Raw genomic sequence first — 15,688 nt, forward strand, 5'->3', positions numbered from 1 at the left:
AAGTTGAAAGAGGAAAAGGATCTAATAAAAGCCAAATGTTAACTACATGTTAAATTTAAATTAGTGGTTTTAAAGCAAATGCCGTTATTTTTATTGATAGGTGAATTAGTTCGATATTGGTTAAATCTAAAGCCAATTGAGGGTTTAAAATGGGGCGAATTAGCAAAGTAGATTGTCTACCTTTTGAAGTTAGAAATCGAGTCATTAAATTGATTCGAACATTGAGCCATGGAGAAGCCTTAAAGGCTGTCAATAAACTAATAGAAGAGCAAGGTCTTCCTGATAGCTCTAAATTGACTAAATCATCACTTAGTCGCTATCGAGTTGATAGATTACATATGTAATTTTTATTGCTCATTTTGGTAGTCTCGAAAGTTGTTGACGAAGTGCAATCTTCAATCTAAGATGAAAACACGCTAGCAAAATCTAGCGTCAGGATTGGAACCCTGTTATTATCCGAGGCGCACAATGCACGCCTATGCGTGTTTTTTTGTTTGTGCGTAAGCTCACAATGGTGAGCTGAGTAGGGCTAACTTCGGTTAGGCCGTTTCTTGGATACGGTAGTTCCAACCCTGCTCAGTTCGCCACCAGTGAGATTGGAACCTCCTGATGGCGATATATAAAATATCCAAGGAGGCCATCATGCCTAACAATTTTCCTCAAGAAAATAGCGTCAATTCCCCTTTACTCGTCACTATTGACGGTAAGTCTATTGAGATACTCGCGCCTTACAACCCAAATCACTCTGATATAGATCAATATATCCCAAGTGCCGATTTTAGAAAGAAGGTTCATAAAGACGTTGAATCTCTAGCTGGTAACTTGAACGGTTTTTTCTCTCTATACAATCATTGGATCAAAGGTCATACAAAGTGCGATTACACCGTTGTTATGGAAATGACGATGCGCTCAAACCTGATATCATCACAATTCAACACCATTTCAAAAGCTTGTAAAAATGATAGATCTCTTCCTGAATCTCAACCGTTAACGATAACTGAGCAAGTTGAGTTAATTGGCCTGTCAGAAGAGTTAGGTGTATCACCTTCAGAAGTAATTAATCTGATGAAAAAACACCTACAGAAGGCTATGTGATATGACGGTTTCTAGACTAACAGCGGCTGAGAGCTACGAACTGGCTAACTTGGTTCGTAATATTGGTGTTAAAAATGTTTTGTTGATCCTTAGAAAAGCAGCATCACCGAAAAAAGCAAAGAGGCTTTATAAGGTTCAACAGCTACCAACTGATATTAGAGCGCGAATAGCGGTAATGCTTTCATCAAGGCGGTACACTCAAAAAGATATTCTTTCTTATGTGAACAATGAAGTTGAGCATAGAGGGTTAGCAGATAAGTTTAAGATCTCTCGAACCGCTTTTAATCGTTTCCTGAACGAGGAAATATATCCGAGCTTGTCAAACCAATAAATATCGCTTACATTAAATACGCAGGTAACATTTATTCATCTTGTCGATGAAACTCAAAGCCCCTTTAAAGGGGCTTTTTCATATCTATAAAAGCCCCTCCCACTATAACAATTTTTAAATAATCCGCGTTACTCCGTATTTATTAGGTATGTATATTAATATGGATTTATCAAAGCAAACGCGGACTTCCATAATGGCATGTGAAATAAATCAGAATATCTTGATGATGGGTTTCTTGCTTGATCGTTTTTTTGGTATCCAACCAACACCAGAGCTAGAAGCGGCATTAAAAGAAGATATGCTATCCATGTTCTCAGGTACTAAAGCTGATGAAACAGCCCAGATTTATTTTGGCAAGCTAAAAACATTCAAGGCTAATGTAACCGAGTTAATGATCGTTAAAGATTGTTTGGCTGGAAAAGGAGTGGCAAGCATTTCTAGTGAGTTCGGCATGAGTTCCCAATCAGTCTATCGGGTTTTAAAGAAGCACAAATGCAAACCTACGAAAGTAACTCGACTTGTCAATGGCTTCGCTTTCTATCATCGAACAGTTGAGCATGAGTTAATTAGGTTAATGCATGCCGACGGAGTTTCAATTAAAGATATAGCTCTGAATAAAAATATTAGAGAAACCACAGTAAAAGAAATATTAAAGGTTAAATAACAATGTCGATTGAATGGTTAGATATAGCAAAAAAAGATACAGCCTTAGATGTTGTCATGGATTTAATTAAAATGAACCCATCTAAAACAAAAGTTTTTGATGAGTTTCTATCTCGCTCAAAAGAGTTCAATCTTGATGAAAGAGATACTGTTAAATTTATTTGCTTAATGGTTTCTGTATTTGGTGGTAGTCAAATATATTTACCTAGTGATGATACATTTAAGCAAGCGGTGATATATAGACTTATTTATAAAGAGTTCAAAGGTAACAATGCTAATGAGCTATCTCGAAAATATGGAATGTCTGTTATTGCAATTCAAAGAGTCATTAAGGCTTGTAGAAAGGCTGATGCTGAAATTAGGAAAGCAATGGATGGAATTAAGTAAATGTATTTACACAATCTAATAGACGGCGTTCTTATTAATGGCGAACTGGTTAAGACAGTATCAATAGAGCCATTATCAAATTCATCTAGAAATACCGTAGTCGATTTAGTTGATGCTCAACACCAGCATCTAGTTAACATGCCCGAGTTCAAGCCTGTCAATGACAAGCATACTCTAGCGATTAAGGGGTTAATGCTTCTTAATGAAAACGCAGCTGCTTCTATTAGTTGTCTTGGCAAGTATCGAGTCTCTTTTACATATGATGATATTTGCGATTACAAGATAACGGCTCAAGACTGGAATGTAATTTTAACTGCAAGTATGGCGGTTTCAGAATTGCATTCAGGAAATAACGGGAAAATGCTCGCGTAGCGCGTTGTATTGAAGCTTTCCGATTTGGTTGAGCATTGGCTCAAAAGAAAATGTTTAAATCAATATAGAGCGATTTAAACGTAGTTTAAACATGGTATGAGGCTAAAGTTATGCCCGTTACAGCGTTATGTAAAGAATTAGACGAAAAAGCGAGTCAGTGGGTACAGATTCTACCTAGCGGCCCTGACATCAAAGGTTTGGACGGTCGCAGTTGGGTTTTGAGAAATCCTAAAGCTATCTTACACGCCTTTAAAAACATGAAAGTCCCTATGGTTATTGACTACGAACATGGTCAAGAGCTAAAGGCAACAAAAGGGGAAGAAGCTCCTGCTGCTGGTTGGATTGAAGAGTTAGAAATTCGCAATGGTGAAATATGGGCTAAAGCGGATTGGACGAAGAAAGCCGCAAGTGCAATCAACTCGCGTGAGTATCGTTTTTTATCACCTGCATTCAATTATAACGAAAGCAAAGAAGTTATTTCGTTATCTAGTGTCGGTTTAACCAATAAGCCAAACCTAGTAATGCAAGCTTTAAATAGCAGACAGGACGAACCAGATAATAAGTGGGAAAAGCTATCAAAAGCCCTTGGTTCTAATGTCACCTCTGATGATGAATTATTGTCAGCTTTAAACTCTCGCGATAGTCAAGCCGAGAAAAAGGAAATTGAATCCTTAGTTGATGGTTATGTAAGTGATGCCGTATTTACTCCCGCACAGCGTGATTTTTTAGTTGCTTGCTGCCGTAGCCAAGGGATTGATGAGTTTAAAAAGTTTGCTGGTAGCACGTCTGGTTTTTCTTATTTAAATAAGAGTACCAATACGCCACATAAAACAAAGCAAAATTCATCGTCATTAAATGAAACACAGTTAGCTGTCTGTCGAAATGTTGGAATTTCCGAAGAACAGTTTTTAAATGTAAAGAATAAAGAGGTTTAACAATGCCAAATCCAATCGATATTAGTAATGTAGTCATTGAATCTAAAACCGCGTTTGCTGGTCGCTTTGACGCAGGCAAAGGAGGTGCAAAGCCTGATTACCCTATGATTGCTACTGTTCTTCCTTCCTCAGCTGGCGCAACTGGCTACGGTTGGTTGGGGGACTTCCCTCGCCTTAAAGAATGGATCGGTTCTCGCCAAATGAAGAACCTTAAAAAACACGGTTATAACATCGTAAACAAGATGTTTGAATCCTCAGTAGAAATTCCCCGTGTTGACTATGAAGATAATGACTATGGTCGCTATGGCATCATCTTTCAAGAGATGGGTTACGATGCCGAAATGTACCCAGATGAACATGTCTTTGGTTTGCTAAAAAATGGCTTTACAGAGATTTGTTATGACGGACAGCCGTTCTTTGATGCTGACCACCCGTCAGAAGATGGCGTAAATACGTTTTCAAATGTAATTGGTGATCCTGATACGGATACAGGTCAAGGCTGGTACATGTTAGACACTAGTCGCCCTCTTAAACCTTTAGTTTGGCAAGAGCGTTTAAAGCCAGAATTCCAGTCGGTGACTGACTCAACTGATTACAATGTTTTCACTACCGATAATTACGCTTTCGGTACTCGTGCTCGTGGTAACGCTGGCTATACATTCTGGCAAATGGCATTTGGTTCTAAAGCTGCTTTAACAGAAGCTAATTTTGAGTTGATGATGACCAAAATGATGGAACAGAAAGACAGTGAAGGAAGGTCGTTAAAGGTTAAACCTACTGTACTAGTCGTTCCCGTTGCTTATCGTTCTGCCGCTGAGAAGATCGTCTTGCGTCGTACTCTTGAGAACGGGGAAGACAACACCAACTATAAAGCGGTTGAGATTCTAGTCTCTCAAGATTTATAACATCAAAAAAAGGGCTAGCATTGACTAGCCCTTATTAGTTTGAGGCTTTTATGGCACAGAAATTAAAAACCGAAATCAGTATAGATCTTGCTGGTAATTTATCGGACAAAGCAAAGCGATATGGTAACTCTATGTCTGATTTTGCCAAGAAAAGCGATAAAGCCATGGCTATGTTGAATCAATCGGTTAGAGCAGCTAGTCGCGGTATAGACTCACTTGGCAATAGAACGATTGTTGGCCTTGGTGCTGCGGGGTTTGCATTTGAACGAACATTTATCAAGACTGCCGCTAATTTTGAAACCCTAGCCGCTTCGATGCAAAGCATTATGGGTTCAGAAAGTGGTGCTGCTAGTGCTCTTGGCTGGATTGAAGACTTCACACAATCAACCCCCTACGCATTGGATGAAGTTACCCAATCCTTTATTCGACTAAAAGCCTACGGACTTGATCCAATGGATGGGACAATGCAGGCAATCGCTGACCAAGCCTCTAAAATGGGGGGGAGTGCTGAACAAGTCGAGGGTATCGCAACGGCATTAGGTCAAGCATGGACAAAGGGGAAACTCCAAGCGGAAGAAATGAACCAAATGCTTGAGCGAGGTGTACCCGTTTATGAGTATTTGCAAAAAGCGAGTAAAGACCTAGGTAAAAATTTTGGAAAAGGCTTTAGTACCGCCCAAATTCAAGATATGGCTAGCAAAGGCCAATTAACAAGGTCTGCAATTCAAGACTTGATACGTGTCATGGGAGAAGAGACAAAAGGCTCAGCAGAGCTACAAATGAAAACATGGAACGGCATGATTTCAAACATGGGCGATCACTGGTCTCTATTTCAAAAAGATGTCATGAATAGCGGTACATTTGACTTGCTCAAAGATGAACTTGGGGAGTTCTTAGGTATGCTCGAACAAATGAAGTCTACAGGGGAGTATGACGAGCTTGTAGAAACAGTTGGTCAAAATCTAGTTGACTCATTTAGAACTGCCGCAGAAGCTGCTCAGGGGCTAAAAGATGTAGGCGATGGTTTACTACCAATATTAAAAGCCGTGGGGACGGGTGCACAGGCTATTAGTGATGCAGTGGGCGGTTACGGCAATTTAGCGAAAATCTTAGCGTCGGTCTACGCGTTGAACAAGGCTATTTCGATAAGTGCGCCAATCCTTAAAGGTGGTGCTGCCGCAGGTGGTTGGATCTATGATAAAGCATCGGGCAAAAAGAAAGGTCATGGTGCTTTAGCGAGTGGTTTATCTAGTTTGAGTGCAACGCCAGTATTCGTTACAAACTGGCCTGGTGGTGGCGGTTTTGGTGCACCTATGATTCCTGATTTAAGCCCAGATTCTAATAACCCTAAGAGCAGAAAAGCAAATAAGTTTGGTAAGGTGATCGATATCGCAGGGGAAGCTTTTGCTGTCGGCTTTGCTATGGAAGCTCTTTTTGGTGATACCGAAATTGCACAGAAAATGAAGAAGACCACACTTGCTGATGTTTTCCCCAGTGTGTTCGATTCCAATACAAAAGAGTCAGAAACAACAGGTGATAAGCTGAGGAAGCAAATTGAACAGCAATTACCTGCCTATGTAACGGGTAATTACAATCAATTCCAACCTCAATCTAACTACCCAATGGGTGGCGATTTAAGGGTTAAAGTTGACGTTAGTGACAACCGTGTTGAAACGTCAATAGAGACAAGTTCACCGTCAATCAAGGTAGACCCTGACACAGGTGTAAATTAACAATTATTTAACATTTCAGCATTGTTCATTTTGGTAGGGTGCAAGTGTTCAAAACGCGCGACGCTGCACAAACGCCCTGACAGTTTGGTTGGTAGTGTGATGTTTCCTAATTTCGGTAGCTCTCTTCTGTCACGGCTTGCCGCAACGAACCCAAGATCGATTAACAACTGCTTTTCGGCCACTAAAGACTTGTTTTCATCTTGTGTTTGAACCTCACCGAGCATGTAAATCACATACCCCACCGTTCCTTGGTTGATTTGGTTGTCCAACAAGAGTATCAAGCCACTCGTATTTACTAATTCGACATCAGCCTTTAACCCATTTAGGGTTTGAGGATTTAATGACTCTTGACCAGATAAACCTAGCCCTCGCAACTCAGAAACAATGACACCTAAAGATTGTGGCGATTGCAGCGCTCTTTCTGATAGTTGCTGCTCATAACGCAATTTCTCGTTACCTCGCTCTAACTGCCACAAACCCAACTTGATTAAAATGCCGACTGAAACCAAAGTTAAAACAACCGCAACCCAAAAACCTTTACTGCGGAACTTTCGTTCATCATGATTCAAACCGTTTGGAGTTATCACTATGGCGTCATCTACCTTTATCTTGCTATTCAAAGTTGTATTGGTTGCTCTACTGTTTTTCATCGCCTTCAACTTAATGAAAGGGCTAATACAAATCGCTTCTGGCACGCACAATGGCAAAAGGCTGAGTCACTTTTTAGGGCGTCGAGTCATGTGGTCAGCTGTTGTCGTGTTACTGTTATTACTGGCTTTAGGTTCAGGAGTGATAGCGCCCAACCCTCGCCCCTATTAATTCCCAATAGGCTCAGCAGTTAGAGCACATACACAAACACAAACAGACCTAACCAAACCACATCAACAAAGTGCCAATACCAACTGCCCGCTTGGAACGCAAAGTGATCTTTCGGAGTGAAGTGGTCTTTGGCAACCCTTGCCAGTAACACAATCAAAAAAATCGTTCCCAAACAGACATGCAAACCATGGAATCCGGTCAATAAGAAGAAGGTATTGCCATAGATGCCAGATTGAAGTGTCAATCCCATCTCTTGATAAGCATGAAGGTACTCTTCAACTTGGAAGAACAGGAAGAAGCCAGCCAGAACAATGGTTATCTCTAGCCACACGATCAAAGCCATACGCTTATTTTGTTCAAGACTGATATGTGCCATGTGCAGCGTCACAGAGGAAAGCAGCAGAATTATGGTGTTCTTTAGAGGGATACCTTGCCAAGGCATAGCTTGTGTCGTTACGCCATCAGGTGTCGTGGTCAGTGGCCACATAGACTGGAACATCGGCCACAAGACTTCATGGGTCATTTCATTGTTGCCCGCACCACCAATCCAAGGAACAGAAATCATACGAGCATAGAAAAGCGCACCAAAGAAAGCGCCGAAGAACATGATTTCAGAAAAGATGAACCAGCTCATGCCTTGCCTAAAGGAGCGAGATATCTGCTCGGAATAAACACCACTCAATGATTCCGTAATTACGTTGCTAAACCAACCCGCAAGCATATACAGAAGAACAGCAAATCCGACTAACAACACCGCTTTGCCGAACACGCCACCAGCAGCATCAGTCCCCATGTTTTGCACGGTTAACCCTGCTCCAACAGCAACAAGAAACAGCGCAACGGCACCGACTAATGGCCAGTGGCTTTGATGTGGAACGAAATAAACTTCCTTTTTAGAACTCATCGCTCAACTCCTTTTGTTGATTCTGGTTCCTAGTTACTCGCGATTACATTAGGCTCGGGACTGCTTGATTCCCCGACCACCTCACTCGTGATATTAAACAGCGTATAAGAGAGCGTCAGCGTGTGTATCGAGTCTGGAATGTCTGGCTCTATATAAAATATCAAACCCATATTAGCGCTCTTGAACCCGTCCAGTGGCTGCTGATTAAAGCAAAAGCATTCCATTTTATTGAAGTAAGTTGCCCCCATACCTGGAGACACCGATGGTACGGCTTGGCCAACCAATGAGGCTCCAGATAGGTTTTTGGCAATGTAGTTAGTTTGAACCACCTCACCAGGGTGAACCTCTAGAACACGCACTTCAGGCGAAAACGTCCATGGCATATCAGGCTTAATATGAGACATGAATTCCACTCGGATCGCACGAGAGTAGTCCGGTTGCATCCCCTGAGGTTGAACAGCAGAAACAGTATTAGTTTTACCGTTGATTCCCAACGCCTCACACATCACATCGTAAAGCGGAACCAAAGCGAAACCGAAGCCAAACATCGCCACTACACTCAATACCAAGTAGCCCGTCAGCTTCTTGGTAGATCGCTTAGGTTGTTTTTTATCTATCTCGCTTTGCTTATCATTCATTGTGCATCCCTCTAATCGATTTTAGGTGGATGAGTAAAGGTGTGATGAGGTGCTGGGCTTGGTACTGTCCACTCAAGTCCTTCAGCTCTATCCCAAGGCTTGCTTGATGCAGGCTCACCGCCTTTTACGCACTTGATGACTAACCATAAGAAAATCAATTGAGACAAACCAAAAGCAAAGCCACCAATCGACACTACTTGGTTAACGTCAGCGAACTGAATAGCGTAGTCTGGAATACGACGTGGCATCCCCGCCAAGCCTAAGAAATGCATCGGGAAGAAAAGGACATTCACTGAGACTACTGAAGTCCAGAAATGCCACAGACTGAGTTTGTGATCGTACATATGCCCGGTCCACTTAGGTAACCAATAATAGGCTGCGGCCATTATCGAGAACACCGCACCGGTAACCAGAACATAGTGGAAGTGAGCCACTACAAAATAGGTGTCATGGTATTGGAAATCAGCAGGAACAATAGCGAGCATCAATCCTGACAAGCCGCCTATCGTGAATAGAACAATAAAGGCGATGGTGAAAAGCATTGGTGTTTCGAAGGTCAACGCGCCTCGCCACATGGTTGCTACCCAGTTAAAGACTTTCACTCCCGTCGGAACCGCAATCAACATGGTGCAATACATGAAGAACAGTTCAGCAAAAACCGGCATCCCCGTAGTGAACATATGATGTGCCCACACTAAGAAAGACAAGATCGCGATACTACAGGTCGCATACACCATTGAATGATAACCAAACAAACGCTTACCACTAAAGGCTGGGATGATGGCAGAGACAATACCAAACGACGGTAAGATCATGATGTACACTTCGGGATGCCCAAAGAACCAAAATATGTGTTGGAACATAACGGGGTCACCACCACCAGCCGCATCAAAGAAGCTTGTCCCAAAGTACTTATCAGTTAGCACCATGGTCACGGCTCCGGCGAGAACAGGCATCACAGCTATCAGTAAGAAAGCAGTAATTAACCAAGTCCATACGAACATCGGTAGTTTAAACCAAGTCATACCCGGTGCTCGCATGTTCACGATGGTCACAATGACGTTGATCGCCCCCATGATCGAACTGATCCCCATAATATGAACAGAGAAGACAAACAGCGCCGTGCTATCAGGGCCGTAAGTCGTTGACAGCGGCGCGTAGAATGTCCAACCAAAACTCGGGCCACCTCCCTCTGTAAACAGAGAGCCAATTAAGATTAAGAAGGCAAAAGGCAGAATCCAGAAACTGAGGTTGTTCATTCTAGGCAACGCCATATCTGGCGCCCCGATCATCATAGGGATCATCCAGTTAGCGAGTCCCGTGAATGCAGGCATTACCGCACCAAACACCATGATCAAGCCGTGCACTGTGGTCATTTGGTTGAAGAAGTCTGGTTCAACAAGCTGCAAGCCCGGTTGAAATAGCTCAGCGCGGATCACCATTGCCATCGCGCCGCCAGTTAAGAACATCGCAAAGCTGAACCACAGGTATAATGTGCCTATGTCTTTATGATTGGTTGAATACAGCCAACGTGCCCACCCTTTTGGAGCGGCGTGAGAATCGTGATCATCCAGAGACAAGTCATTGCTGTCCAATGTGCCTTCCACAGAATGGCTCAAGGCCTGATCTTCTGCAGGCGCCGATTTCACCGGCTTATTGATTGGTGAACTCATAGCTGCTCCTTAGCATCACTTTGTGCTTCATCCGTTGAGCCCTGTTCGTCAGGTGCTTGGGCTCCGCCTTCTTGTTTAACCTTGTAAGCGTTAATATCTGAAGCCTGAACAATATCGCCCGTGTCATTACCCCATGCATTTCTTTGATAAGTGACGACCGCAGCGATCTCTTTCTCGGTTAACTGGTTATCGAAGGCTTGCATTGCCGAGCCTCCACGACCATAAACAATGGTGTCGATATGCACATCGACATCTCCTAGAGCAACTGGGCTACCTTTAATAGCTGGGAATGCACCAGGAATACCCTCACCGTTCGCTTGGTGGCAGACCGCGCATCGAGTTTTGTAAACCTCTTCACCGATGGTGTTCAGCTCTTCCAAAGAAAGTGACGCGTCTAATGCATCTTGAGCCGCCTGTTGTGCGGCTATCGCCAATTCTTTCTGTTCCGCCAGCCATGCATCAAACTCGTCTTCTTCCATGGCATGCACCACTATCGGCATAAAGCCATGTGCTCGGCCACACAGTTCAGCACACTGGCCACGATACACACCGGGTTTATCTATTTTTGTCCACGCTTCGTTAATGAACCCCGGGATAGTGTCTTTCTTAACGGCAAAGGCAGGAACCCACCACGAGTGAATCACATCGTCAGAGGTCATCAAGAAGCGAACTTTTCTATCAATAGGAAGAACTAATGGCTTATCAACCTCTAGCAGGTAATGAGCCCCTTTCACTTCAATGCCTTCGATTTCTTTGTCACTGGTCGCTAGAAGGCTGAAAAATTCGACGTCTTCACCAAAATAGCTGTAATGCCATTTCCATTGTGATCCAGTGATTTTAACGGTCAGATCTGATTGAGAGGTGTCTTCCATAGCAATCAAGGTTTTGGTCGCGGGTATCGCCATAGCAATAAGAATAATAATTGGAATGATGGTCCAGAGGATTTCAACTTTGGTGCTTTCGTGAAAGTGAGCCGCCACCGCTCCCTTCGACTTTCGGTGCCTCAAAATCGAATAGAACATCACCCCAAAAACAACGAAGGCAATTGCGCAGCAGATGTAGAAGATAAGCATATGAAGTTCATAAACCTCACTGCTGATCTCAGTCACACCTCTTGTCATGTTGTATTCACTACTTGCATGCACTAAAGGCGACACTAAAATCAAAACAAAACTCTTCAAAAGCCACACTAGCCTAACCAATAATCTTTTCAAAAGATCTCTCCTTATCCTTCCTAATTGGATACTTGCGACCTAAATGTCGTTGCGAGCTCTGTTTCTTTACGAGCTATATTCGTTGCGAGCTACGTTTCATTACGAACTACATGTCATTACGAGCTATGTGTCATTCCGAGCCAGACAACATTCATTGTTATTCCAGCTGCACATGAAAAGCTGAATCTCAATCTACCACTCACATGGAGCTAGCCTGTAAACGGGCTGCTGACCTCATCTCAATTTAAGAACCAATACGGATCATAAGCGTTGGAAGTTTCCACTAAAGATTCAAAAACGACGAACTTGTTAAGTTTTGTTATATTTATGTAAAAGGCTAGTTAGTGATACCCAATTGTTCAAGGTAAGTTTACTTATTAAACAGTCAATTATTTGAAGTGGCTTTCCCCATATGCCTTTCCTTTACTGTTGGAATTTATTTTAAATCGAGTTTTACGATTGCTTTCATGGAAATGATAATCAGTATCATTTAAATTAAATCAACAGAAAGACACCCCGATATTAAAAGGTTTAGTGATTATGCAAGATGCAATGAACTGGTTAGCGAGAGACCCAGACCCAAGAACTCGTGAAGAGCTTCAATACCTTATCGATGAGGGAATGCACGACGAACTTGAAGACCGCTTTATTCAACGATTAGAATTCGGAACGGCGGGACTGCGCGGCAAAGTCGGATGCGGCCCAAATAGAATGAACCGCTTGGTCATACAAGAAACGGCCACAGGCCTTGGCCACTATTTAATTGAACATGTCGAAAATGCCTCTATGCGTGGTGTAGTGGTTGGCTACGACGGCCGTTTAGATTCAAAGCAATTCGCGATTGATACAGCTTCTGTACTCACTGCTTTAGGTATTAAGGTTTACCTAACTTCGAATGTTGCAGCGACACCTATCGTTGCCTTTGGTATCGAGCACTTCAACGCGGCGGCGGCTGTTGTCGTGACGGCGAGCCACAACCCGCCGGAGTACAATGGCTTCAAAGTATACTGGGAGAATGGCGCTCAAATCATTCCCCCTCATGATGCAGGCATTGCTGCTGAAATAGACATAGCATCGACCAAGGCCATCCCATTGATGAGCCTTAGTGACGCTGAAACACAAGGTAAGTTGGTATGGTTAACTGAAGGCTATTATCAAACGTACCGCGCTGCGATCAACCAGAGCCCACACGTGAGTAAAGAGATCGAATCGGCGAACACCACCATCACCTATACCGCTATGCATGGTGTCGGCGCACAAATGGCGGAAGATCTACTTCATGATTCTGGATTCCATAAGGTGTTCAGTGTTGCCGAACAGAGAGAGCCAGATGGTCACTTCCCAACCGTGAACTTCCCCAACCCGGAAGAAAAAGGCGCGATGGATCTTGTGGTTAACTTAGCAAAAAGTGTCGATGCCGACATCGCTTGCGCTAATGACCCAGATGCAGACCGATTTGCGGTTGCCGTTCGAACCGATGATAAAGTCAGAACTGAAGATGCTTCCTATAAAATGCTCACGGGTGACCAAGTGGGTGTGTTATTCGCGCACTACTTGCTATCAAAGCCACACACTAAAAACCAGTTAGTTGGTAACAGTATCGTATCTTCAACTCTACTTGAGAAAGTGGCTAATTCTCACGGTGCGACTTACTTCCAAACACTGACTGGCTTTAAATGGTTAGCGAATATTGGCATGCAATTAGAAGATGAGAAAAACGAGTTCTTGTTCGCCTATGAAGAAGCGTTAGGCTACACAATTGGCACTCAGGTACGAGACAAAGATGGGCTGTCTGCTATCGTCGTGTTTGCTCAACTGGTTGAGGAGTTAAAATCTCAAGGGCGAACCGTTTGGGATCTTCTCGCTCAAATTTCATTTGAACATGGGGTTCATACCAACGCGCAGCGAAGTATTGCCCTAGACCCAGATTCACCATCGATTGGTTCTAAGCTCCGCTCAGCACAGCCTAAAGCGATTAACGGTGTCGCTATCTCTGTGATTGAAGATCTGCAGTCTTCTTTACGCTTCGTCATTGGAGGCAATACTGAAGCCATTAACCTGCCTGCAAGTGACGTACTCATCTATCACCTCGAGGATGGTTCACGCATTATCGTCCGCCCTTCAGGAACAGAACCAAAAGTTAAGGTTTATTATGAGACGGTAACAAAGTTCGAAGGGACAGAAACCTATGACGATACTCGCAAGCGCGGTGAAGAGTACATGGATAAGCTCATCGAACAACACCAGAAGGAGTTGAACTCTTAGATCATCATTCTTTCAAAAAATCAGTTCCATGAAGTACAATATGTAACTGATAGACATAAAAAATGGACGCTCGAAGCGTCCATTTTTGTATCGGCGGCTAACCGCGATAAACTGTTTGAGTTGCAGTCTACGAGGTAAAGAAGGAAGACAACATCCACACCGCTAACACGATGAAAACTCCGCCCATCACTTTTTGCTGATAGGTGCGAAACTTAGCATTTTCTACCAAAGATTTACCAATAGTACCCACTAACGCCACAAGTAAAAAGTTGAACGTCAAACCTAGCACATTCAGCAATAAACCCAGAACGAGCATCTGCTCGCCCGAAGTCGCTTCAATACTCGTCGATACAAACTGCGGTAAGAACATCACGAAGAAAACCAACGCTTTAGGATTAAGCAGGTTACTAATAAGTGCTCGTTGGTAGTAGGCTTTTGCAGCACGGTTATCGCTTAACTCAGGTGCATTACCCTGTTCTGTTCGAAGACAATCCCACCCCATCTTTAATAAGTATGCACCGCCTAATAGATGAAGGGCTTTTAAAGCCACTGGACTCATCGCAATCAATGCTGAAACGCCCATTGCTGCCAATACTGTCAGGATAATTCCAGAAGTCGCATTACCTAAGCTCGCAAACACACCGACTTTACGGCCATAGCTCATGCTTGAGCTTGCGATGAGTAACATATCAGGGCCTGGTAAAAGGAGAAGAGCTACAACGGCCGTCAGGTAAACAGGTAGGATGGTTAAATCGATCATGGGTTTCAGTATTGATAAAAATGGAGACGAATTTTATATCAATTACCGACACCCTTCCAGATGCAATCAGTTGCTAGGTGTTAAATCAATCGAATTAAACACCATTAATAAACAGTAAAACCAATTTATTAACTAAATACAAAAGACTAATTAACGTGCTACCCACTCGATCTCAATCACAGTGGTTTCACCACACTTTAGACGACCAAGGAAAATATCACCTTGATGTACCTCTCCAACACCTTTCGGAGTGCCCGTCATCACAACATCACCGTCTAGCAAAGTCGTATAAGAAGATAACTCTTCGAGGATGGTCTGTGGGGAATAAAGCATCTGTTCAACATGCCCTTTTTGAACGCGGACACAGTTAATAAATAACTCTAAGTTAAAGTCAGAGAGGTCCAAGTTATCTATGGAAACAAAGCGGCTAAAAACAGCAGAACCATCAAAAGCTTTAGCACGCTCCCAAGGAAGACCTTTCGCCTTCAAACTACTTTGTAACTCGCGTTTGGTAAGGTCTAAACCTAGCCCCACGGCAGAGTATTCACCGTTTTCAACAATGAAGCAGATTTCAGCTTCATAATGTAACGTTTCTTGATGGAAAGATGATAGAGAAGACGTAACGCTAGTGCTCGGCTTATTAAACACCACCATAGAGTCAGGGATAACATTATTAAGCTCTTCGATGTGATCAACATAATTGCGCCCAATACACAGTACTTTGCTGGGTGTTGCTGTTCGTTTCGAATTCATCAATTGCTCCTGATCTACAACGCTGCTCATAGTTTGTCCCTAAACTGTTTTTTAGAGCGCAGAGTTTACCGCATCATTAAAAGAGAATCTTCGACAAGATGGTTACCAATATCTAAATTCTGATCTTTAGCTCAATTAAATGATTTAAATACTTTTATTCGAAGATCGCGACGTATAAGAACTAATGACAAGAGTCATAGCTACGTAGATCATAGCTGTGTAGATAATCCCTGCGCAGATC

General features: G+C 42.9%; 16 protein-coding genes and 1 pseudogene. 10 read left to right on the forward strand and 7 right to left on the reverse strand.

Going from position 1 to position 15,688, the window contains the following annotated elements; translation table 11 throughout:
* The first annotated feature begins 642 nt into the window (after positions 1–642).
* The 8 genes from AB4407_RS01840 to AB4407_RS01875 all read left to right on the forward strand — a co-directional run bounded on the left by AB4407_RS01840 (position 643) and on the right by AB4407_RS01875 (position 6,421).
* Positions 643–1,095: a hypothetical protein gene (locus AB4407_RS01840; RefSeq protein WP_372118049.1), complete on the forward strand. Its 453-nt coding sequence runs from the start codon at positions 643–645 to the stop codon at positions 1,093–1,095.
* Between the two features lies 1 nt (position 1,096).
* Positions 1,097–1,426, forward strand: a complete 330-nt coding sequence (locus AB4407_RS01845) for a phage protein Gp27 family protein (protein WP_372118052.1) — start codon at positions 1,097–1,099, stop codon at positions 1,424–1,426.
* 193 nt (positions 1,427–1,619) lie between these two features.
* A complete protein-coding gene (locus AB4407_RS01850) occupies positions 1,620–2,090 on the forward strand; it encodes a hypothetical protein (protein ID WP_372118055.1) in 471 nt (156 codons plus the stop codon).
* A 2-nt stretch (positions 2,091–2,092) separates the two neighbouring features.
* Positions 2,093–2,476 carry a Mor transcription activator family protein gene (locus AB4407_RS01855; protein WP_102558702.1) on the forward strand — a complete coding sequence of 128 codons (384 nt, stop codon included), beginning with the start codon at positions 2,093–2,095 and terminating at the stop codon, positions 2,474–2,476.
* Positions 2,477–2,848 (forward strand): 6-phospho-beta-glucosidase, encoded by a 372-nt coding sequence (locus AB4407_RS01860; protein WP_102558703.1) that lies wholly within the window; start codon positions 2,477–2,479, stop codon positions 2,846–2,848. It begins immediately after the preceding gene.
* Between the two features lie 110 nt (positions 2,849–2,958).
* Positions 2,959–3,783 carry a phage protease gene (locus tag AB4407_RS01865; protein WP_372118058.1) on the forward strand — a complete coding sequence of 275 codons (825 nt, stop codon included), beginning with the start codon at positions 2,959–2,961 and terminating at the stop codon, positions 3,781–3,783.
* A 2-nt stretch (positions 3,784–3,785) separates the two neighbouring features.
* Positions 3,786–4,688, forward strand: a complete 903-nt coding sequence (locus AB4407_RS01870; protein WP_282387390.1) for a Mu-like prophage major head subunit gpT family protein — start codon at positions 3,786–3,788, stop codon at positions 4,686–4,688.
* Positions 4,689–4,738: 50 nt separating this feature from the next.
* Positions 4,739–6,421, forward strand: a complete 1,683-nt coding sequence (locus AB4407_RS01875; protein WP_372118062.1) for a tape measure protein — start codon at positions 4,739–4,741, stop codon at positions 6,419–6,421.
* Positions 6,422–6,426: 5 nt separating this feature from the next.
* Here the strand turns inward: AB4407_RS01875 and AB4407_RS01880 are convergent.
* Positions 6,427–7,008 (reverse strand): annotated as a pseudogene (locus AB4407_RS01880) (SURF1 family cytochrome oxidase biogenesis protein); the annotation flags it as partial.
* A 1-nt stretch (position 7,009) separates the two neighbouring features.
* On the opposite strand from AB4407_RS01880, the gene AB4407_RS01885 reads away from it, so the two are divergent.
* Complete coding sequence (locus tag AB4407_RS01885) at positions 7,010–7,240, forward strand: DUF2909 family protein (protein WP_372118064.1); 231 nt, start codon at positions 7,010–7,012, stop codon at positions 7,238–7,240.
* A 19-nt stretch (positions 7,241–7,259) separates the two neighbouring features.
* Here AB4407_RS01885 and AB4407_RS01890 read toward each other — a convergent pair whose 3' ends face one another.
* From AB4407_RS01890 to coxB, 4 genes are read right to left on the reverse strand one after another with little or no spacing between them, the layout of a single operon-like run.
* A complete protein-coding gene (locus AB4407_RS01890) occupies positions 7,260–8,144 on the reverse strand; it encodes a cytochrome c oxidase subunit 3 (RefSeq protein WP_372118067.1) in 885 nt (294 codons plus the stop codon).
* Between the two features lie 29 nt (positions 8,145–8,173).
* The gene (locus AB4407_RS01895; RefSeq protein ID WP_372118069.1) at positions 8,174–8,782 is read right to left on the reverse strand and encodes a cytochrome c oxidase assembly protein; all 609 of its coding nucleotides are present in this window, start codon (positions 8,780–8,782) and stop codon (positions 8,174–8,176) included.
* An 11-nt stretch (positions 8,783–8,793) separates the two neighbouring features.
* Positions 8,794–10,455 carry a cytochrome c oxidase subunit I gene (gene ctaD / locus AB4407_RS01900; protein ID WP_048659081.1) on the reverse strand — a complete coding sequence of 554 codons (1,662 nt, stop codon included), beginning with the start codon at positions 10,453–10,455 and terminating at the stop codon, positions 8,794–8,796.
* Entirely contained in the window at positions 10,452–11,669 is a 1,218-nt protein-coding gene (gene coxB / locus AB4407_RS01905) for a cytochrome c oxidase subunit II (RefSeq protein WP_372118072.1), read from the reverse strand. The genes ctaD and coxB overlap by 4 nt, the downstream gene beginning before the upstream one ends.
* 540 nt (positions 11,670–12,209) lie before the next feature.
* Here coxB and AB4407_RS01910 point away from each other — a divergent pair.
* On the forward strand, positions 12,210–13,934 hold the full coding sequence (locus tag AB4407_RS01910; protein WP_372118075.1) for a phospho-sugar mutase: 1,725 nt from the start codon (positions 12,210–12,212) through the stop codon (positions 13,932–13,934).
* A 127-nt stretch (positions 13,935–14,061) separates the two neighbouring features.
* On the opposite strand, the gene AB4407_RS01915 is transcribed toward AB4407_RS01910, so the two are convergent.
* Entirely contained in the window at positions 14,062–14,694 is a 633-nt protein-coding gene (locus AB4407_RS01915; RefSeq protein ID WP_009845666.1) for a LysE family translocator, read from the reverse strand.
* 150 nt (positions 14,695–14,844) lie between these two features.
* Positions 14,845–15,477 carry a fumarylacetoacetate hydrolase family protein gene (locus tag AB4407_RS01920; RefSeq protein ID WP_372118077.1) on the reverse strand — a complete coding sequence of 211 codons (633 nt, stop codon included), beginning with the start codon at positions 15,475–15,477 and terminating at the stop codon, positions 14,845–14,847.
* Positions 15,478–15,688: the final 211 nt, after the last annotated feature.

The sequence above is a fragment of the Vibrio sp. 10N.261.46.E11 genome (assembly GCF_041472735.1).
Lineage (GTDB): Bacteria > Pseudomonadota > Gammaproteobacteria > Enterobacterales > Vibrionaceae > Vibrio.